Raw genomic sequence first — 20,461 nt, forward strand, 5'->3', positions numbered from 1 at the left:
CTGAGCATTTGAAATCTCTTGATTTGCAGCTGTTCAGGTTTGTTCAGCTAAAAATGAACCCCACACTAAGGTGGGGTTCTTGGCTGTTTGGGCAGTTTGGGGTTAGACGAGGAGTAAAATACGACTCAACCACCTGCTAATTTGACTTTGTGTCCTTTCGATTCAAGCAAGGTTTTGAGTTGCTCTCTAACATCCCCTTGAATTTCAATATCGCCATCTTTTACAGCTCCACCACATCCACATTTTTTCTTGAGTTCAGCGGCAAGCAGCTTTAGAGCAGTATCGTCAAGGTCTAAACCTTTTACAATGGTGACCCCTTTTCCTTTACGACCTTTAGTTTCGCGGAAAATACGGACAACACCATCACCTTTTGGACGCTCTATTTTTTCATGCTCAGGCTTAATGCGCCCAACTTCGGTTGAATACACCAATGTCATACTTTTACTATCTTTTTTGTTGCGCTTGTTGTTGCATCGCTCGTTGTCTTGCAACGAGGTAAGCTTCGATATGTTTTTGAATGGCGATTTTGGAACCTTTAATCAAACGGCCATTAAAAAAGCAATACCACTCATTAGCTTCACCGGTATCGTTTTTGATAGTGAAGCCATTGAATTGCTCTTGAGCTCCAGCGGAAACTTCACGTTTCTGGCCGATCGACTCAAATTCTTTTGGATCAATAATCGATGCAGTATCGCAAAACCAGTCAATGCTCTTCTTTACCGCAGCCAAATTACCCGTCAATACGTGGTTTTTTATCCTGACTTGCCATATTTCCGTTGAATTGGCAGCCGATTGAAGATTGAAACCTCGATAGATTGCAACAGCCATAGATACTCTGCTTTTTTATCCCTAGGTACCTAAATAATAATTCTATATCTCAGGTTATCAAGTATATTGTCGCTAATTCTTTAGCTTACATAGAGTTATCTCATGTCTGTTACGACCTTTTTAAACTAAATCGGCGGATTTAAGTGACAATGTCACCTAAATCCTAATGCCCTACTTCGCATTTACTAATGTGTTGGTAACACATTGTGCGAGGAATTCACTAAATTTATGTCCGTTGTGCTCTAACATTTTCGGGAACATGGAAATAGGTGTCATTCCTGGAAATGTATTGACTTCATTGAGGTAAATATGACCTTCATGAGTGAGGAAAAAGTCGATCCGAGATAGGTGACGAAGCTTCATATGGATGAATACTCGTTCAGCATATGTTTGAATTAATTCTTTGTGCTTTTCAGTTAGGTTTTCAGCTTCTAATAAGGTTCTGGCGTGACTATTTGCACTGTACTTTTCTTCATATGAATAGAATGTACCTTCTGGTGCAATCACTTCTCCCGGTTTTGAAATATACAGCTTACCGTCCATCTCATAAGCAGAAACCTCTAACTCTCTAGGTTTAACGGCTTGCTCAACAAGAACTTGCTCGGAGAAACCAAAAGCAGCCTCGATGGCAGGGGCAATCTGATCTTCTGTGGTTACTTTGTAGCATCCGACAGAAGAGCCCTGACGAGCGGCTTTGACAAAGATACTTCCCCAATTACCGAAAGCTTGCTTGGCTTTTTCAATCGAGCTTGGTGTATTTTGGGTTAAAAATAAATATGGAGTGTTAGGAATACCTAATGCGTCATACCACAGTTTGGACGTGATTTTGTTAAAGCTGTTTGCACTGGCTTCTGGCCCACAGCCTAGATAAGGAATGCCTGCCAGTTCTAACATGGATTGAATATCCCCTGTTTCTCCCGGGAAACCATGGATGCAAGGAACAAAAAAATCTATTGGGTAGGAAGCATTGTCGCTATTTAATGTTGCGCTATTTGTATCGAGGTAGACGAGGGCCCCTTGTTCGGAAAACCACCCCTCTTTTTTCATCTCAACGCGAATAACATGAAACTCAGGAGTCAGTTCAAGCTGCTGTTGGATGTAGTTGGCTGATACGAGAGAGATTTCGTGCTCAGATGAGCCGCCACCGCACAAAAGTAGGATTGTTGTCTTAGTCATTAATCTTTCCGTGACACCGAAGTAGTAATTGATGGCTATGATAGTTCATTCAATGTGAAGTTTCAGTCAATGTTATCGTTTCTCACGAAAACCGTATTCAACTGCTTACAGAACAAACAATAAAGGGGCCTGCGCCCCTTTAAAGAAGTATTAGTTGAGCTTATTAAGCGTCGGAAATTCCGAGTTTTTGATCGAATCAATGCTTTTCACGAATGGCTTCATTTCACGCAATTCAGTTGGAAGACTTGAAATAGCAGCGGCGGCCTCTTGGCGAGTCGCATAATCTCCGTAAAGCACGGTATACCATTTTGTGCCATTGACCAGTTTGTAATTTTCCCAAATAGGCTGGCCATTTTTAGGTAGTTTAGATGCGAATTGATCCACTTTACTTTGCGCACCCACAGCAACCACTTGAATGGTAAAACCATAACGAGCATTCATCGCGACTTGTTTGGCGTTAGGTGGAGTAATGGAGACGGCAGGCTTAGCCTGTGGACTCATCTTGACTACTTTTTTCTCACTGTCTGGAGCTTTGACAACGTTTTGTTCAACGTTCTGCTCAGAAATACCGTCTGCCACACCATATTCGGAAATGACAGGTTGCTCAACGGCGGCAACAGAATATTCTTCGCGATGACTTTCTGTCTTCACGTCTGTGGTGTATTCACCGGATGCGCAAGCTGCAAGAAGTGCTGATAGCCCAATAACTGCGATTTTTTTCATAGATGTAGTCATGCCTTAGGTACAAAGTGCTTTAAATCATGCACATTGCAACCAAGAGAATCAAGCTTACCGAGTTAATATATGCATCTATCCTGTGATTTATGGCACAAACTAACCAAAGGGATCTGTAAACTCGATCACAGAGGGCTGTTCTAGCCCAACAGAGCTCACAAGAATTGGTTACCATATAAGCAGACATTCCATTAGGTAGGCAGAGTATGGACCACTTGAATCAACTGCTTAGACCCAAATCTGTCGCTGTGATTGGGGCATCCGTTCGGTCTTTCCGTGCGGGTAATATTGTGATGAAAAACTTACTTCAAGGTGGTTTTGATGGCGCAATTATGCCTGTCACGCCCTATTATCCTGCCGTTTGTGGTGTATTGGCTTACAAAACGATTTCCGACCTCCCGATTGTGCCTGATATTGCGATTCTTTGTACTCACGCCTCGCGCAATGTCAGCTTATTTAAACAGCTGGCCGAGAAAGGCGTCAAACAAGTGATTGTTTTATCTTCCGATATGTACTCTTTGGATGTACAAGGCGAAGAAATTCAAGCCCAATGTATGACGATAGCCAAATCTGTGAATATGCGAATTTTGGGGCCTAATAGCTTGGGGCTCATCTTGCCTTGGATGCAATTCAATGGTTCGTTTTCTCCCGTTTCAGCCTTAAAAGGCAATATTGCTTTTGTGTCACAATCTGCGGCGGTATGTACCACTATCCTTGATTGGGCTAATGATAAAGGTATTGGTTTTTCAGCATTTATTTCTTTAGGCAATGCAAGTGACATTGATTTTGCTGACTTGCTCGATACCCTTAGTACCGATAAACATACCGATGCGATCTTACTGTACGTCGATACGATTCGTGATGCGCGACGTTTTATGTCCGCCGCTCGCGCAGCGTCTCGCAATCGACGGATCCTAGTCTTAAAAGGTGGGCGAACTAAAGCAGGAAGAAAAGCGGCGCAAATGCATACCGGTGGCGATGATACTTTAGACATCATTTACGATTCTGCGATTCGCCGTACAGGTATGCTCCGAGTCAATAACACTCACGAGTTGTTTGCGGCGGTAGAAACATTGACCCATTCCGTTCCACTGCGTGGTGAACGCCTTGCGATTATCACTAATGGTGGTGGCCCGGCGATTATGGCTGTCGATGCATTATTGGAGCGTGGTGGTAAACTTGCCCAGCTTGAAGATGAGATTTATGAAAAACTTAATCTGTCTCTTCCCCAAAGTTGGTCACACAGCAATCCTGTCGATATTGTCGGTGATGCTGATCACCAGCGCTATGTCTCTACCTTAAACATTTTGTTGGAAAGCGATAACATTGATGCGATTTTGATCATGCATAGCCCTTCTGCAATCGCGCATTCAGAACAAACCGCTCAAGCACTGATTGAAGCCGTTCAAAAGCATCCGCGTGCCAAAAGATTTAATATTTTGACCAACTGGTCTGGTGAACTATCTGCCAAGCCCGCACGTACTCTTTTCAATCAGGCTGGGATACCGACTTACCGTACGCCCGAAAGTGCGGTGACGGCCTTCATGCACTTAGTCGAGTACCGACGTAACCAGAAGCATTTGATGGAAACCCCGACCACAACAGAAGTGGTACATGCTTCAGAGATGCAAACTGCGAAGTCATGGATACATGAACACTTAGGCGAACATGATCAGGTCAATCTCGATACTCATCAAATTGGCACGTTGCTTAAATGCTTTAATTTCAATGTATTGCCAACATGGATTGCTTCTGACAGTACAGAAGCGGTGCATATAGCCGAGACTATTGGCTACCCTGTGGCGGTGAAGTTACGCTCCCCTGACATTGCGCATAAATCCGATGTGCAAGGTGTTATGCTTAACTTGCGTAACCGGATAGAAGTGGCCAATGCCGCGCAAGCGATTTTGGATAGAACTCAACTCTCCTACCCCTCAGCGAATATTCACGGTTTATTAGTTCAAGGGATGGCAAAACTGGCTGGCGGGGAAGAACTTAGGATCAAAGTCAAAACCGATGCGACTTTTGGGCCAGTAATTTTATTAGGACAAGGCGGTTCTGAGTGGGATGAATCACTCGATGCCGCTGCCGCGCTACCCCCTCTCAACATGACGCTAGCGCGCTACTTAATTGTTCGAGCGATACGTAGCGGTAAAATCCGGCTACAAAAACTCCCCGTCCCTATTGATATTGACGGGTTATCTGAATTTTTAGTCCGTATTTCACAAATGGTTGTTGAATGCCCACAAGTGCATGAGCTGGATATCCATCCCCTGCTTGTCAACGGCAGCCAGTTTACTATTCTTGATGCTAATTTGGTGCTACGCCAATTCACTGGCGATGCCCAGAGCCGCCTTGCTATTCGACCCTATCCCACCGAGTTAGAAGAAAGGTGCCAAGCACGTGATGGAGAGTGGCTTACCGTACGTCCCATATTGCCTGAAGATGAGCCGAAACATGCCGCCTTTATCAAGAAAGTATCCAAGGAAGATCTCTATAAGCGCTTTTTCTCTGACGTCGGTGAGTTTAACCATGAAGCTTTAGCAAACTTAACTCAAATCGATTTTGACCGAGAGATGGCGTTTGTTGCGGTGAGCGGTGAAGGTGAGGATTCAGAGATTATTGGGGTTTCTCGAGCGTTAATTAATCATGAGAATACCGATGCGGAATTTGCCATCTTGATTCGCTCGGATTTGAAAGGAAAAGGGCTAGGTAAGATATTGATGCGTAAGATTATTGATTATTGTAAAGCCAAAGGCACGCAGCAAATTTCGGGCATGACCATGCCGACCAATCGCGGCATGTTAACCCTAGCGCAAAAAATGGGCTTTGCCGTCGATATTCATTTTGAGGATGGCACTGCTGACATGGTTCTGCCCTTACGCTAAATATAAAAGTGACAGAAGATCTCAAGGATCCTCTGTCACTTTTTTGATCTACTCCCAGCGCCAATTCTTCTTCAGGTATTGAATACACCAAGATTTGGCTTCACCCATCTGGTTACGTCGCCAGGCAAGTACGATATCCATCTCTAGATCTTCAGAGCCATGAATAGCTTTTAGTTCACCTTTATCAATATAAGGTTGAGCCACTTGCAATGGCAGAGTACCAATCCCTAAACCCGCCACTAACGCTTTGCATTTTGCGTCCAAATTACTGACCGTTAAGCGCGGTTGACGCTGTAGAATGTTTACACTCATTGCTGGCTGTTCACGAGCCGTATCGGCAATGGCAATAGCACGATACTTTTCTCTGGCCTCTTCATTAAACTCCCCCGAACGACGATGCACATAGTGTGTCGGCGCGGCAACCCAGATCATTTTCATCGTGCCAATCGTTTCTGCTTTCACATCCTGTGGTAAAGCTTCGATGCGCGGGCAGATCAACAAATCCGCACGCCCTGTCGCTAAGGCTTCCCAGCAACCCGCCAAAATTTCATCTTGAATGCGCACTCGCGTTTTACTGATGTTACCCAGTGCTTCGACCATAGGAAAAAGATTGGCTGCGGGCACAATACCATCCAGTGCAATCGTGATATCGAGCTCCCATCCATTAGCCAGTAACGTAGCATCATTGACCAATTTTTCGGTCGCAGCCAAGATGGCCCTGCCCCGCTCTAAGATAAGTTTGCCCGCTTCAGTAAAATTGGCTCGATGACCAGAGCGATCAAAGATCATCAAATCCAAATCCTGTTCAAGCTTTTGGATTTGATAGCTCAATGAACTCGGTGCTCGATTAAGCTCATTGGCTGCAGCTGCAAAGCTGCCTCTACGCTCAATTGCATCCAAAATATGCAGCGCTTCAAGAGTGATTGGACTTAACAATGCTCTCTCCTATTGATAGTTCACACTGCCAACCGTGATAATAGTCACAATTTGCAACATCATAAATGCCATTATGAATAATATAACCCTTTGATTATAAAATTCATTTAGAAAACTCAAGTCCTGTTCTTTTCACATTAAGCAAACAATTAAACACAAATGATAGCAATTATCATTAATATTTATTAGAATTCCTGCGTTTTACTCAACATGGAAATTGCAGGTAGTTCAAATGTATAAAAAGTCTCTGCTCTCTAGCGCGATCATGCTAGCACTCGTGCCTTCAGCATACGCTGAACAAGAGTCACAATTCAATGAAGTTGTCGTCACAGCGACACGTTCTGCTCAGGATAAACAAGATGTTGCTGCTTCAATTGATACCGTCAGCGCTAAAGATATTGATAGTAGTTTGGCCACAAATGCTAAAGATGCACTCAAATACACCCCTGGTGTAGAAGTGAAATCTGGTAGTCGCTTTGGTATTTCAGGTTTCAACATTCGTGGCATGGAAGATAGTCGCATTTTGACTGTGATTGATGGCGTTCAGCAACCAGTAGGTTACAACTCAGGTGCAAATACGCAGAGCAAATACAGTAATGGCATTGAAGTTGATACTTTACAAGCGATTGAAGTCAACAAGGGCCCCTCTTCGACTCTATATGGTTCGGATGCATTGGGTGGTTTAGTTCAATTTCGTACCAAAAACCCAAGCGATGTGTTAGTGGGTGACGATGATGGCCATCGTTTTGGTATTAAGTCAACCTACACGTCTGTGGACGAGCAGTTCAAAAACACTCTGACTTGGGCAATGCGCGAAGGCAAACTCGAGACGTTAGTAATGGCCACCTATGCACAAGGTCACGAAACTCAATCTCACGGTTCAGGCGCTGACATTGAAGGACCGAAGCGCGGTGCAACTAACCCTGCGGACACTGATCTAGGTAATGTCTTAGCTAAAGCACAATATCAAGTGAATGAGGCTCATCGTGTCGGTTTAACTGTAGAGCACTACGTTAAAAATTATGATGAGAACAAACTAGACTATAACGGTTATTCAATGGGAGGGTTAACTTACTCAAATGCATATACTGAGGATATGAACGATCGCACTCGTGTATCCCTCGACCATCAATGGTTAATGAATAGTTTGCTGGTAGATGAAAGTAAGATTTCGTTGAGTTACCAAGAATCAAGCGCTTTGAACAAAAACTATGATACCACTGTAAAGTATGGTTCTCGTATGCGCGAGCGAGATACAGAGGATAAGTCAGTCCAAGTTGATGCTCAATTTCATAAGTTAATTGAGAAACAAGGTGTCTCTCACGACATTTCCTATGGTGGAAGCTATTTAAACAACGACTTTAGCATCAATAACGTTGACCATTTGTACCGGACTGGTACTTCTAATCCTGTTCAAGCCGAGATGCCAGATGCGGATGTTCAGAAATGGGGATTATTTGCTCAAGATCAGATGTACCTAATGGATGAGCAATTAATCCTGACCGCGGGTTTACGATATGACTCGTATGAAGCTACACCAAAAACAGACGCAGGTTTTACTACCCAATACCAACCAAATAAAGACAATGCCTTTACTGGGAAGCTTGGCGCAGTTTACCACTTAAAAGATAACCTCGCGCTGTTTGGTCAGATCAGTCAAGGATTTAAAGCTCCAACGGTTTATGACCTTTATTACTTCTACAGCCGCGGAGCGATTATTGAAGCTAACCCTGATTTAAAAGCTGAACGCAGTATCTCGTATGAAGTGGGGACTCGCGGAAATAATGCGTATGGCAATATGGAATTTGCTCTATTTATCAATGATTACAAAGATTTCATCACACAAACCAAAACCGGTCAGTCTGGTGGCAAAGATGTAATCAGTAAATACAATATCGACGAAGTTCGTATTTACGGTGCAGAACTTAGTTCTACCCTATTACTGGATACGGTATCTCCTCTTCCTCATGGTAGCTATGCTCGCCTAGCGGTCGCTTATGCGCACGGTGAAGATAAAGCAACGGGTAAAGAGATTGATACCGTTGCGCCATTAACCAGTGTGTTTGGGCTAGGTTATGATCAAGTGAACTTTGGTTCAGCGCTCAATGTGAAAATGGTGGCCAGCAAAGATGAGTGGCAACTTGATAACAACCTCGATGTAGCGGGTTATACCGTAGTTGACCTAACTGCGTATTATGTTCCAGTAAAAGATCTCACGGTTCGTGCTGGACTGTTTAACTTATTTGATAAGAAGTACTGGCACTACTCGGATATTTCTGGAAAAACAGGAACCGACGCGTTCAATATTGACTACAAATCTCAACCAGGACGTAACTGGGGGATTTCTCTCGATTACCAGTTCTAATCCAAAGACAAAAAGCCAGCTTACGCTGGCTTTTTTCTTAAAGAACACTTCATTCAAAAGGAATTTAAAAGGTAATGAAATGAATTATTTGTTCTCTGCCATCTCTTTTTTTACCATTACTGCAGCAGCAACGATAAAAACAATGATCAATGCCAGTTCCACTTATCCTCCTAAGGGATTCTACTGAGTTCGCGCATAGTCTAGCACTGGGCTTACCGACAAGCAGTGTTTATTTTGCGAAACTGGCTAATTAACGATCGAGATCAAATCCCACGAGTGAGTAAAAGCTAGTGTTCTGACAAATCGGGCTTTACCCAGACTTGGCTAAAATCGAACCAACCTAGCGCATTGCATTTCGCATTTTGTAGCGCACCACACTGATCTTTACTGATGCCTAACCAGCAGTGGAACATCGGGATCAGTTGGTGTTTTTCCACCAGTGATTTCCCCAGTTCTTTCGCAGGGAAGAGCGCAGAAGAGTCAGCACGCCAAGCATCAATCAAACTCACCCACTGATTGAAATCCTCTCCTTTGCTCAAAAACTCAATATCGGAGTAATTGAGTAACCACCCCGCTAACGCATCATCACGATGATTAGCAATGCCCATTGGTTTAATCCAAATATCCACATTTTCAGTTTCAACGACCGTGTGTTCATATTTGATGACATTGACTGTGATCCCATCTTGGCTGAGCAATTGTTTAATTGCATTGGCAACAGTCGGAAACATTGGATGCTGGGCGTGATAGGCAATCGTGAGTTCTTTGGATTCTGGCGGTAACGTTCTTTGCGCTGCCGCTGCGTGATGATACCACCCAGGTTTTAACCCATAGGCTGGCAACACCCCAAGTTCAATGATTTTCTCTTCCGGCAGAAGACGAAACAGATTGAGCGCATTAAGTTTGTCCGTGAGATAGCGTGCCCAATGTTCATCTTTGGCAACGCCATTGCGACGATTAAGCAGTAAATAGGTGCAGCCGGGATCCAGCTCTACCTCTTCCGTTGATGATCCTCGAGCGGTTTTCATCGGATTGGATAAGCTTGGGAAAACCATGGAAGAGTGCACTTCATCAATCACCCAAACTTCAACTCGGTCCAGCAGTGGACGAAAACCAAAATAGCCATCAAACGCTTGCAAAACCAAACGTTTTTCATCGTTTAGAACCACTTTGTAGGGCCCCGTCCCCACTGGCATTAAATCAAAATCGGGATTGCGATCGGACTCCGCTGGGAGGATTTTGGCACAGGCTTCGGCAAGCAATAGCGGTAAGCGGGTATCGGGCTTTTGCAGATACACATCGACCGCCCAAGGGTAAGGTGAGTCAACTCGGTCAATATGGGCAAAAAGATTAAGCAACCGTAGCTGCCAAAGATTTTGCACAATCAGTTCGGTGGAGAGGAGATTACCATTATGAAAGCGCACTCCGGGGCGTAAGTAAAACCGCCAGTGAGTATCTGATAGCGCCTGCCAAGCGTGTGCTAAATCAGGCTGTAATTGCTCTTCTTCATCAAGACGCGTAAGTCCGCTAAACACCTGTCGCGCAATATGCTGTTCAGAGCGGCGCATCGGCTTTTGTGGGTTCAACATCGATAGCTGACGATAGTACGGCAACCTGACAACTTGTAGACCTTCTTGATGCTGTACGCCAAGATAGCTTTCGATCACTTGAGTTAATTTTGCGGCGTCCTGATCAAGCACGGCAAACGCTTGGCCTATCTTTCCTTCATTGAGATAACGGCGCGCAAGGTTCTCACTGACATCCGCGCGACTGCGTTTAAAGATCAGTTGCGAGAGTTTGCCGCGCCCAGCCGCAGGATGCCACTCAATCCAACCTTCTTCTTCCATTTTATTGAGAACAATACGCGCATTACGTCGAGTGCAAAAAAGAATATCGGTGACATCTTCCAGTTGGGTTTCAACGTCTTGACCTTGAAAATGCTCAAAGAGTGTTTCGAACTGTACACGTAAACGCGGGCTGCTCATAAAGAGGAAATCTCATCTAACTTCTAATTCTAGACAGTTTCCTTATTTTGTCAGCTTTAGCAAGCCCACCGCAAAAACTTTTAAAGCAAGTCACAACCTAACGTTTGAGCAATGGCGCTCAGTTGCTCTTCATTATCGAGCTTCACTGACCATTTGCTTTCACTGCCATTGGCGATCATCACATTTGCCCCCTTTCCTATTAGCGTGATGGCCTCCGCTTGGGCTTGCAAGGTGACGCGATTTTCGTGTCCGAGCCGTACGACAACTTCATGGGGGGTTACAATGATTTTGCCACCGCTAAATTGAATCACCATTTAAACCTCGGCTACTGGCTTGAGTTGCTTTGGGCGTGAACGTTTCACCGCGACCGTCAAACGGCTAATGCAAACCAGTCGTCCTTGTTCATCTTTGATCTCAATTTGCCACACTTGAGTCGATACCCCGATGTGCAACGGTACTGCAGTACCTGTCACTGAACCTTCACGCATTGCACGGACATGGTTAGCATTGATATCTAAGCCCACACAGTAAGCGTCTTCACCCACACTGAAATTTGCCGCTACCGAGCCTAAGGTTTCCGCGAGCACCACCGAAGCGCCACCATGCAACATGCCAAGTGGCTGGTGTGTGAAATGGCACACCGGCATAGTGGCGGAAATGCTATTTTCTGTCACTTCGGTGTAAATGATATTTAAGTGTTCAATTAACGTATTTTTCGATGTGGCATTAAGTGTTTCTAAACTGATGGGTTTATTCCAAATCGACATCGCTTAAGTCCTGAACGAGTAAAAGTGGCTCATTGTAACGACTCCATTCTGTGAACACAAAGTTGTGAACCAACTCTGCGACAGTAAATACGAGGGGATAACATTATGAATATATGGTGCTAATATAAGCGCCATTCATCGATCGCCACAGAAATAAGGACTATAAGATGAAAAAGACGCAACTGGCGCTCACTTTATTAATGACTCTTGGCTTAGCGGCATGCAGCGCTTCACCGACAGGCCGAAATCAACTGCTACTGTTTTCTGACAACGACATGAGTCAGCTTGGCGCGAAGTCTTTCACGCAGATGAAACAGGAAATTCCCATCAGTAAAGATGCAAAAACCAACGCGTATGTGCAGTGTGTGACCAAAGCGATTACCGCTCAAGTACCCAAGCAAAGCAGTTTTGAGCAATGGGAAGTGGTCGTGTTTGAGAGTGACCAAGTGAACGCGTTTGCCCTGCCGGGTGGGAAAATTGGGGTATACACGGGCCTACTGAAGGTTGCGGTGAATCAGGACCAGTTAGCGACCGTTATTGGCCATGAAATCGCTCATGTGCTGTCAAACCACAGTAATGAACGTTTGTCGCAGTCGCAATTAGCGAACGCGGGCTTACAACTGACGGATATCGCAATTGGGGCATCTGAATATGCGCAATATCGTAATCTGACCATGTCCGCGCTCGGCGTTGGTGTGCAGTACGGGGTGATTTTGCCCTATGGTCGCAACCAAGAGTCAGAAGCCGATATATTAGGATTGGCCTTGATGGCAAGAGCAGGCTTTGACCCTTATCAGAGCATTGAGCTTTGGAAAAATATGGCCAAAGCGTCTGGAGGAAAACAGCCGCCTGAGCTGCTTTCGACTCACCCATCACACAGCACCCGTATCAGCGATTTGAGTGCAACGATCAGTACACTGCCACCACATCAAGGTTCTAAAGCTCAGTGTGCTCTCTAGTTTCTGGGTTTTAATAACGCCTTGGTTTTCAGGTGCTCTCGTCTGCTCAATACTGTTTTTATAAAAACGACGAGATTTCAAAAATATAGCGCCTTCATAAAACAAACATCACTAGACTGAGCTCTTCAGTCTAGTGAAATTCGTCACAACGTCACGTCAAAAGAATCGGATAGCACTGCGCCCTGATGGGGATTTGCTGTCGCTTTGTGGTGATTTTTTATCGTTCTTGGTTTTTTTTTGTCCAGATGCGGGTTTGTTGTTTTTTGATGGCTTGGATTTGGCCGAAGTGTTGGCTGAAGACTTCTTCTGCGTTTTTGTCGGCTTGTGCGATGATGCTAGCTCAGGTTGAATATCGAGTGACTCTGGCTCTGTCACTGGTGCATCACAAATCACCAAATAAAACTCTTGGTTAAATTCAATCAGATCGCCATCAAACACTTTGCAGCGTTTGCGAGTTTCTACATCGCCATTAACAAACACATAGCCTTCACTGATCACGTGTTTTGCTTCACCACCTCCACTTACGGCATTGGCAATTTTTAACACTTTGTACAGCTCAATCGGCTGGCAAGAGACCTCAACACCAATCGCTTCTATTTCGATTTCTTCATCTTGCGGGTTGAATTGCTCGTCGGTCATGACACTACTCTCAAAAAATTTTTACGCAGTTTAGCCTTTTCAAAGTTTTTTACCAACGTCAATCCCAATAGCCACTAAACTAAAGTTAATTACCACTCCTTCAAACAAGGCGACTATGCGCATTGGGTTACTTTTTGCTTCACTTTGCTTGATGTCGACAAACCTCCATGCCAAGCCGCAAAGGGTGACCATTTTTGCGGATGATGCTTATCCGCCATACAGTTATGCTGAAAATGGCCGTGCCGTTGGTATCTATCCTGAAATACTTCGTGCCGCCGATGTTTTGATGACAGAATTTGAGATTGATTTACAACCCATCCCTTGGCGACGTGGGCTCAAACTACTCGAAGCAGGAAGAATTTTTGCTTTGCTTCCACCCTATTATTATCCGCAGCACCGACCTTACATTCATCCTTACTCAGACCCTATCCTAGATGAAGAGGTGGTGATCTATTGTCAAAACGCATGGCTAAGCAAACGCAAGTCCACCGAATGGCCTCGGGACTTTTACGGTTTAACCATAGGAATGAACGATGGATTCAGCCTAGGCGGGCAAGCGTTTTGGAAAGCCGTCGAAGAAAAGCAGATTAAGGTGAAATACGCCAACGGCAATCGCGTCAATCTACTAAAGTTACGCGGTGACAGAATAGATTGCTATGTCAACGACCGTATCTCGATTTTATGGGAACTCACACGATTAAAGCGTGAAGGCATTGTCGATACCGTTAACTTCTCCATGGCCGCCAAAATCAGTTTAGAGCAAGGCTACATCGGATTTACCAACCAAAACCTTGAGCAATACCCTTACCAGAGCCAGTTTGTAGCTGCATTCAACAGTGCGCTTGCTGAGCTAAAAAGCAGCGGTCAACTCGATAAGATTGTTGGCCGCTATATTGAGTAATGCGGATCCCTTACGACTTCAAGCTACAGCGGTGTGAATGCGCTGTAACGCGAGCCGTTTGGGGAACCATCAAATGCCGTGATCTTTAGCGTGTTACCATATTACGGATCTGTTTAGCTCGCTCATCATCACTGACGTTACTCGGAGGTGGTACGGTTAACCCTTTCACTACGGCAGGACGCGCAGCGATCTCGTTCATCCAACGCTGTAAATGAGTCAGACCATCAATCGAGATCCCACTCCATTCATAGATTCGAACCCATGGAAAGGTCGCGATATCGGCAATCGTGTATTCATCACCAGCCAAATACGGGTTTTGGGCTAGCTGGCCATCCATCACTTCAAACAAACGGCGTCCCTCTTTTTGATAACGATCGATAGCTGGTTGGATTTTCTCTGGGAAATAGCGATAAAACACGTTGGCCTGCCCCATCATTGGCCCAACGCCGCCCATTTGAAACATCAACCACTGGATTACTTTGGAGCGCGCTTTGCTTTCTTGGGGTAAAAACTTTCCGGTTTTCTCTGCGAGATAGAGCAAAATCGCACCCGACTCAAACACCGCAAAATCTTCATTATCACGGTCAACAATCGCCGGAATACGCCCATTCGGGTTAATCGCGGTAAATGCGGGCTGTTTTTGGTCGTTGTTCGAAAGGTTGAGCGCGTGGGTGGTGTATTCCAAGCCCATCTCTTCCAATGCGATGGCAATTTTGTGGCCATTCGGTGTTGCTGCAGTATAAAAATCAATCATAGAAAAATCCTTTATTGAAAGGCTGGTCGTTGCGAGAGTTGCTCAAACCAGCGAGTGATGTGCGGATAGTGTTCAAACACAAGAATTTCTAGCGCTTTTTGGACGAAACCAATAAAAATGTAGGCGGTAATATCAACAATGGTGAAACGATCTGTGGCAATAAATCGCGACTGTGCCAATCGCTGCTCAAGTTGTGGCAAAAAGGCGGCCACGCGTGCTTTGCTCTCTTCCCCCCACGCGTAAACGCAGTGTTCACGATCTTTATAGATACCACTTAGATTTCGAAACGCCTGAAATCCAGCATACAACCCTTGAAACTCAACCACTCGATGCCACATCTCAACTTGAGCTTGTTCTAATGCTGAATCACCGAACAACTTGTGCGTATTGGGATAGGTAAGATCGAAATAACGACAAATCGCCACACTTTCACACAGTGTTGTACCTTCATCCAGTTCAAGCAGAGGCACTTTGCCGTTCAGACTTTTGCTTTTAAAGGTATCCGATAAGTTTTCACCACCACGAACGTCCACCTGAACACGCTCAACATCTATGCCTAATTCTTTAAGAAAAATCGAGACTCTGCGACAGCTTGGCGTCATCGCGGTTTCATATAATTTCATGTTGTTATCCTTAATTTCTTTTTCTGAACGATCGTTCTGGATATACTCTACGCAGTTTCTGAACGTTCAGTCAAGAATAGATTTAAGCAACCGAGTTTCCAATGGCAAGAAAATGCAACTTTGATCGCGAAGAGAAATTACACCAAGCAATGACGCTGTTTTGGCAAAAAGGGTATGCCAATACTGCGATATCCGATTTGGTCGATCACTTACAAATTAATCGCTTTAGCCTTTACAACGCGTTTGGTGATAAGCAAAAGCTCTATTACGAAGCGCTGGATCGTTATCTGAATTTGGTCAGTTCCCCTGCCCTCAAAGATCTCGAGCTCGAAAACGCGGCGTGGCCAGAATTGAAAGCGTTTTTGCAACATTTTGCCGCGCTCCAACGGGAGGGAAACCGTGGTTGTTTTATGCAAAATGCCTTGGTTGAGCATGCAGACACGGACAATGAAGTCTTAAGCAAAGGTCACGCATTATTTGATCATCTGCTGCGTCTGATCGCCCGTGCGCTCAACAATGCGATGCAACAAGGTCAAATTGCGGCTCATCTTTGTGCAGACTCTTTGGCGCCATTAGTTTTGACCCAGATGCAAGGTATGCGCGTGCTTGGCAAAGCGCAGCGCCATGCCAATCTTGAGCAGGGATTAGAAGCCTTGATCCGTTTGATAGAGGGCGATTTTATAGAGGCCAAAGCATGATCCATTTGATTGCCCTGCGCTTAACTCGAGGAATGGATTTAAAGCAGCAGATTGTACAGCTCGTTCAACAACATCGAATCCATGCAGGCTCTATTGCGTCATGCGTGGGATGCTTATCGACGTTGCATATTCGCCTTGCCGATAGTGTTTCGACCCTGCAAGTGAGTGCTCCGTTTGAAATTCTGTCACTCTCCGGTACTTTAACGTACCAACATTGCCATTTGCATATCGCGGTTGCTGATGCACAGGGGCGTGTTTGGGGTGGGCATTTGCTCGAGGGTAACCTTATCAATACCACGGCAGAATTGATGATCCATCACTATCCGCAGCACCACTTTACACGAGAGTTTGACCCCAACACTGGCTATAGCGAGCTTGTGGTCTCATAGTGAATCCTTCTTACTTGAAGCGGCAGCAGTGTTGGCTGCAACTCCAAGTAAGAAGAGAAGGCAATTACTCGCCCGATTACAGCAGCGAAAGACGCACTAGCTGCTGCGTATACGGGTGACTTGGATTCTCAAATAGGTTTTGAGTTTCGCCATGTTCGACAATCTCCCCCGCTTTCATCACTATGGTGTGGTGACATAAAGCGCGGATCACCGCGAGATCATGGCTAATGAACAGATAGGTTAATTGGTATTTCTGCTGCAAATCTTTCAGCAAATCGAGTACTTGCGCTTGCACGGTTCGGTCTAACGACGAGGTTGGTTCATCAAGCAATATGAATTCAGGCTTGAGCACCAACGCACGTGCAATCGCGATACGCTGCCGTTGACCACCAGAAAATTCATTGGGATAGCGATGCCGAGTGTCCACATCTAGGCCGACCTCCTGCATCACCGCGCAAATCGCGTGATCAATCTCGTCATCATTAAGCTGGCTATGCACACGTAAACCCTCGCCTATCACTTGCGCCACCGACATTCGAGGATTAAGCGCAGAATATGGGTCTTGAAACACCACCTGCATTTTACTGCGATACGGCAGCATTTCACGGCGTTTGAGAGCTTGCAGATCTTGCCCTGCAAAACGGATAGCTCCTTGTGAGGCGAGAAGCTTGAGAATCGCCATGCCCGTGGTCGATTTCCCTGAACCGCTTTCCCCCACCAAACCCAACGATTGCCCTTTGGCCAAGGTGAAACTCATATCTGTAACCGCTTTAATATAGGCTTGGGTGCGGCGAAAAAAACCGCCTTTGATTGGAAACCACACCCGTAACTTTTCCGCTTGCAGCAGCGTCGGAGCATCCATCGCCATAGGGACGGGCACACCACGCGGATCGGCATTGATCAACTGCTGGGTATAGGGATGTGCAGGCGCAGCAAACAAGGTGTGGCTCGCGTTAGTTTCGACCAATTGGCCACTTTGCATCACCGCCACTCGGTCAGCAATTCGGCGCACTATGCTCAGATCATGGGTAATGAACAACATCGCCATGCCCAATTCTTGTTGCAGAGATTTAAGTAAATCCAAAATCTGCGCTTGTACCGAAACATCTAATGCCGTGGTAGGTTCATCGGCAATCAGTAGCTCGGGTTCATTGATTAGTGCCATGGCAATCATCACACGTTGCCGCTCACCACCGGAGAGTTCATGCGGATAGGCATTGATCTTGATTTCAGGATGACGAATCCCCACCTTGCCAAGCCATTCAATCGCTTTTTGCTCTGCTGCCGTTGCACGTAACCCTCGATGGATCGCTAAGGTTTCCACCAACTGTTTTCCAATTTTGTGCAGAGGATTAAGCGAGACCATCGGCTCTTGAAAAATCATCCCTATGCGTCCCCCGCGGATGCCGCGCAGCGCGCGCTCTGAACAGCGCAGGGTATCAACATCGCCAAAATGAATGCTGCCACTTAAATAGTGCGCCGATCCTTTGGGCAACAAGCGCAAAATCGCGTTGGCTGTCACGGATTTTCCAGAGCCACTTTCTCCCACCAAAGCCAACGTTTCACCACGCGCAATGGTTAAGCTTACCCCTTCCGTCACAGGGCGTGCCTGCCCCGCGATACCAAAACCCACCGACAGGTTATCTATTTTCAAGACCCAATCGTTCATACACGGCTCCGTTGTAAATGAGGGTCAAAGGCATCACGTACCGCTTCACCGATAAAGACCAGTAAAGTCAGCATGACCGACAGCACCACAAACGCTGAAATACCAAGCCAAGGCGCTTGTAAGTTGGCTTTGCCCTGTGCGAGCAGCTCGCCCAATGACGGTGAACCGGCTGGCAAGCCAAAGCCAAGAAAATCCAATGAGGTGAGTGTGGTGACTGAGCCAGAAAGAATAAACGGCATCATGGTTAACGAGGCGACCATAGCGTTTGGCAACATATGGCGCAGAATAATGCGCATGTCACTGACTCCCATCGCTTGTGCAGCGCGCACATAATCAAAATTCCGACAACGTAAAAACTCGGCACGCACGACGCCCACCAAGCTCATCCAACTAAACAGCACCATGATGCCGAGTAACCACCAGAAATTCGGCTCAACAAAGCTCGATAAGATGATCAAAAGGAACAAGGTTGGCATGCCAGACCACACTTCAATAAAGCGCTGCCCAAACAGATCAAGCCAGCCGCCGTAATAGCCTTGCGTAGCACCGATTAAAACGCCAATCAGTGACGAAATCACCGTGAGAATAAAACCAAACAACACCGAGATTCGAAAACCGTAAATAATCCGAGCTAACACGTCGCGCCCTTTATCATCAGTACCCAGCCAGTTCACTGAATCCGGCGCAGAAGGCACACTGCCGGTGATATCAAAGTTGATGGTGCCATAATGAAAACGGATCGGCGGCCAGATGATCTGCCCTTTCTCTTTAATCAACTCAACAACATAGGGATCGGTGTAATCCGCTTCAGTATCAAATTCTCCACCAAATTGGGTTTCGCTATAGCGCTGTACAATCGGCATGTACCACGCTCCGTCATACTGAATGAGGAGTGGCTTGTCGTTAGCGATAAACTCAGCAAATAAGCTCACTACAAACAGCAATAAGAAAATCCACAGTGACCAAAAACCACGCCGATTGGTTTTAAATCGCGCCCAACGCGCCTCAGTCAACGGATTTGGCGTACGCTTGCTAGCTTTTGTCATCTCCATCAACGAGCCTCAAAATCAATGCGTGGGTCAACCCACATGTAAGTTAAATCTGAAATGATACTGAGCAATAACCCGAGCAAAGTCATGATATACAACGAACTAAATACCAAAGGATAATCACGTTGGATAGTGGCTTCAAAGCCAAGTAGACCAATACCTTCCAGCGAGAACATCACTTCAATCAACATCGAACCCGTGAAGAAGATGCTGATAAATGCGCTCGGAAATCCGGCAATGATGATCAACATGGCATTACGAAACACATGTTTGTAGAGAATGTGCTGTTCATCCAACCCCTTCGCGCGCGCGGTGACCACATATTGCTTGTTAATCTCATCTAAAAACGAGTTTTTGGTGAGCATGCTTAACGTCGCAAAACCGCCAATCACCATAGCTAATGTCGGTAAGGTAAGGTGCCAAAAGTAATCCAGCACTTGTTGATACCAAGGCAAGCTGGCGAAGTTATCGGAAACTAAACCGCGCAGCGGAAACCAACTCAAATAGTTGCCGCTGGCAAAGAGGATAATCAAGATGATCGCAAACAGAAATCCAGGGATAGCGTAGCCAATGATCACCACCGCACTCGACCAAACATCAAAACGCGAGCCGTGATGAATCGCTTTGCTGATCCCCAAAGGAATCGAAATCAGATAGATCAGCAGCGTGCTCCACAATCCAAGGGAAATGGAAACCGGTAAACGTTGTACGATCAAGTCAACCACATCGCCGCCACGAAATAAGCTTTCGCCAAAATTAAACGTGGCGTAATCCTTAAGCATCTGGAAATAGCGTTCATGGATGGGCTTATCAAAGCCAAAACGACGGGTGATCTCTTCGACCACTTGCGGATCAAGCCCACGTGAACCTTTATAACCAGAAACCGAATAACCAGAAACCGGCGCATCCGTCGGCGCCGCGACTTCTTGCCCGCCCCCCGTAAAACGCTCCATGACGCCGGAGGTGTTACCTTCCAACTGAGCAATAGCCTGCTCTACTGGGCCCCCTGGCGCAATCTGAATAATAAAAAAGTTAATGGTGATGATGGCCCACAATGTGGGCACCACCAGTAACAAACGGCGCAGAATATAACTGAGCAT

20 protein-coding genes are annotated in these 20,461 nt (G+C 45.7%); 6 read left to right on the forward strand and 14 right to left on the reverse strand.

What is annotated here, in order from left to right; translation table 11 throughout:
• Positions 1 to 125 precede the first annotated feature (125 nt).
• The 4 genes from yciH to R4537_RS02125 all read right to left on the reverse strand — a co-directional run bounded on the left by yciH (position 126) and on the right by R4537_RS02125 (position 2,727).
• Complete coding sequence (yciH, locus tag R4537_RS02110) at positions 126 to 437, reverse strand: stress response translation initiation inhibitor YciH (RefSeq protein WP_071178080.1); 312 nt, start codon at positions 435 to 437, stop codon at positions 126 to 128.
• Between the two features lie 7 nt (positions 438 to 444).
• Entirely contained in the window at positions 445 to 828 is a 384-nt protein-coding gene (locus R4537_RS02115) for a DUF3319 domain-containing protein (protein WP_000257351.1), read from the reverse strand.
• A gap of 171 nt (positions 829 to 999) precedes the next feature.
• On the reverse strand, positions 1,000 to 2,004 hold the full coding sequence (locus R4537_RS02120; RefSeq protein WP_071178081.1) for a D-alanine--D-alanine ligase: 1,005 nt from the start codon (positions 2,002 to 2,004) through the stop codon (positions 1,000 to 1,002).
• A gap of 150 nt (positions 2,005 to 2,154) precedes the next feature.
• The gene (locus R4537_RS02125; RefSeq protein ID WP_071178082.1) at positions 2,155 to 2,727 is read right to left on the reverse strand and encodes an SPOR domain-containing protein; all 573 of its coding nucleotides are present in this window, start codon (positions 2,725 to 2,727) and stop codon (positions 2,155 to 2,157) included.
• A 218-nt stretch (positions 2,728 to 2,945) separates the two neighbouring features.
• Here R4537_RS02125 and R4537_RS02130 point away from each other — a divergent pair, with 218 nt between their 5' ends.
• Positions 2,946 to 5,627, forward strand: a complete 2,682-nt coding sequence (locus R4537_RS02130; RefSeq protein WP_071178083.1) for a bifunctional acetate--CoA ligase family protein/GNAT family N-acetyltransferase — start codon at positions 2,946 to 2,948, stop codon at positions 5,625 to 5,627.
• A gap of 48 nt (positions 5,628 to 5,675) precedes the next feature.
• On the opposite strand, the gene R4537_RS02135 is transcribed toward R4537_RS02130, so the two are convergent.
• Positions 5,676 to 6,563 (reverse strand): LysR substrate-binding domain-containing protein, encoded by an 888-nt coding sequence (locus tag R4537_RS02135; RefSeq protein ID WP_000950819.1) that lies wholly within the window; start codon positions 6,561 to 6,563, stop codon positions 5,676 to 5,678.
• 232 nt (positions 6,564 to 6,795) lie between these two features.
• On the opposite strand from R4537_RS02135, the gene R4537_RS02140 reads away from it, so the two are divergent.
• On the forward strand, positions 6,796 to 8,928 hold the full coding sequence (locus R4537_RS02140) for a TonB-dependent hemoglobin/transferrin/lactoferrin family receptor (protein WP_071178084.1): 2,133 nt from the start codon (positions 6,796 to 6,798) through the stop codon (positions 8,926 to 8,928).
• 287 nt (positions 8,929 to 9,215) lie between these two features.
• Here the strand turns inward: R4537_RS02140 and R4537_RS02145 are convergent, their stop codons facing one another.
• The 3 genes from R4537_RS02145 to R4537_RS02155 all read right to left on the reverse strand — a co-directional run bounded on the left by R4537_RS02145 (position 9,216) and on the right by R4537_RS02155 (position 11,680).
• The gene (locus tag R4537_RS02145; protein WP_071178085.1) at positions 9,216 to 10,913 is read right to left on the reverse strand and encodes an SgrR family transcriptional regulator; all 1,698 of its coding nucleotides are present in this window, start codon (positions 10,911 to 10,913) and stop codon (positions 9,216 to 9,218) included.
• A gap of 80 nt (positions 10,914 to 10,993) precedes the next feature.
• The gene (locus R4537_RS02150) at positions 10,994 to 11,197 is read right to left on the reverse strand and encodes a DUF3389 domain-containing protein (RefSeq protein WP_235859087.1); all 204 of its coding nucleotides are present in this window, start codon (positions 11,195 to 11,197) and stop codon (positions 10,994 to 10,996) included.
• 30 nt (positions 11,198 to 11,227) lie between these two features.
• Positions 11,228 to 11,680: a hotdog fold thioesterase gene (locus tag R4537_RS02155; protein ID WP_071178087.1), complete on the reverse strand. Its 453-nt coding sequence runs from the start codon at positions 11,678 to 11,680 to the stop codon at positions 11,228 to 11,230.
• A gap of 167 nt (positions 11,681 to 11,847) precedes the next feature.
• Here R4537_RS02155 and R4537_RS02160 point away from each other — a divergent pair, with 167 nt between their 5' ends.
• Positions 11,848 to 12,639 (forward strand): M48 family metallopeptidase, encoded by a 792-nt coding sequence (locus R4537_RS02160; protein ID WP_071178088.1) that lies wholly within the window; start codon positions 11,848 to 11,850, stop codon positions 12,637 to 12,639.
• Between the two features lie 156 nt (positions 12,640 to 12,795).
• Here R4537_RS02160 and R4537_RS02165 read toward each other — a convergent pair whose 3' ends face one another.
• A complete protein-coding gene (locus R4537_RS02165) occupies positions 12,796 to 13,278 on the reverse strand; it encodes an RNA-binding S4 domain-containing protein (protein WP_071178089.1) in 483 nt (160 codons plus the stop codon).
• Between the two features lie 151 nt (positions 13,279 to 13,429).
• Here R4537_RS02165 and R4537_RS02170 point away from each other — a divergent pair, with 151 nt between their 5' ends.
• A complete protein-coding gene (locus R4537_RS02170) occupies positions 13,430 to 14,179 on the forward strand; it encodes a substrate-binding periplasmic protein (RefSeq protein WP_071178120.1) in 750 nt (249 codons plus the stop codon).
• An 85-nt stretch (positions 14,180 to 14,264) separates the two neighbouring features.
• Here R4537_RS02170 and R4537_RS02175 read toward each other — a convergent pair whose 3' ends face one another.
• Positions 14,265 to 14,933, reverse strand: coding sequence for a glutathione S-transferase family protein (locus tag R4537_RS02175; RefSeq protein WP_071178090.1), 669 nt, complete (start codon positions 14,931 to 14,933; stop codon positions 14,265 to 14,267).
• Positions 14,934 to 14,944: 11 nt separating this feature from the next.
• Positions 14,945 to 15,556, reverse strand: coding sequence for a glutathione S-transferase (locus R4537_RS02180; RefSeq protein WP_071178091.1), 612 nt, complete (start codon positions 15,554 to 15,556; stop codon positions 14,945 to 14,947).
• A gap of 101 nt (positions 15,557 to 15,657) precedes the next feature.
• Between R4537_RS02180 and R4537_RS02185 the strand changes: the two genes are divergently transcribed.
• Positions 15,658 to 16,254, forward strand: coding sequence for a TetR/AcrR family transcriptional regulator (locus tag R4537_RS02185; RefSeq protein ID WP_071178092.1), 597 nt, complete (start codon positions 15,658 to 15,660; stop codon positions 16,252 to 16,254).
• Positions 16,251 to 16,643, forward strand: a complete 393-nt coding sequence (locus tag R4537_RS02190; protein ID WP_000581517.1) for a PPC domain-containing DNA-binding protein — start codon at positions 16,251 to 16,253, stop codon at positions 16,641 to 16,643. The genes R4537_RS02185 and R4537_RS02190 overlap by 4 nt, the downstream gene beginning before the upstream one ends.
• Before the next feature lie 76 nt (positions 16,644 to 16,719).
• Here the strand turns inward: R4537_RS02190 and R4537_RS02195 are convergent, their stop codons facing one another.
• The 3 genes from R4537_RS02195 to R4537_RS02205 are packed head-to-tail and all read right to left on the reverse strand — an operon-like array spanning position 16,720 to position 20,461.
• The gene (locus R4537_RS02195; RefSeq protein ID WP_071178093.1) at positions 16,720 to 18,312 is read right to left on the reverse strand and encodes an ABC transporter ATP-binding protein; all 1,593 of its coding nucleotides are present in this window, start codon (positions 18,310 to 18,312) and stop codon (positions 16,720 to 16,722) included.
• Positions 18,309 to 19,364 (reverse strand): ABC transporter permease, encoded by a 1,056-nt coding sequence (locus R4537_RS02200; RefSeq protein WP_071178094.1) that lies wholly within the window; start codon positions 19,362 to 19,364, stop codon positions 18,309 to 18,311. Before R4537_RS02200 ends, R4537_RS02195 begins: the two co-directional genes overlap by 4 nt.
• Positions 19,364 to 20,461, reverse strand: coding sequence for a microcin C ABC transporter permease YejB (locus tag R4537_RS02205; RefSeq protein ID WP_071178095.1), 1,098 nt, complete (start codon positions 20,459 to 20,461; stop codon positions 19,364 to 19,366). Before R4537_RS02205 ends, R4537_RS02200 begins: the two co-directional genes overlap by 1 nt.

It is taken from the genome of Vibrio paracholerae (assembly GCF_037672085.1).
GTDB classification, from domain to species: Bacteria; Pseudomonadota; Gammaproteobacteria; order Enterobacterales; family Vibrionaceae; genus Vibrio; species Vibrio cholerae.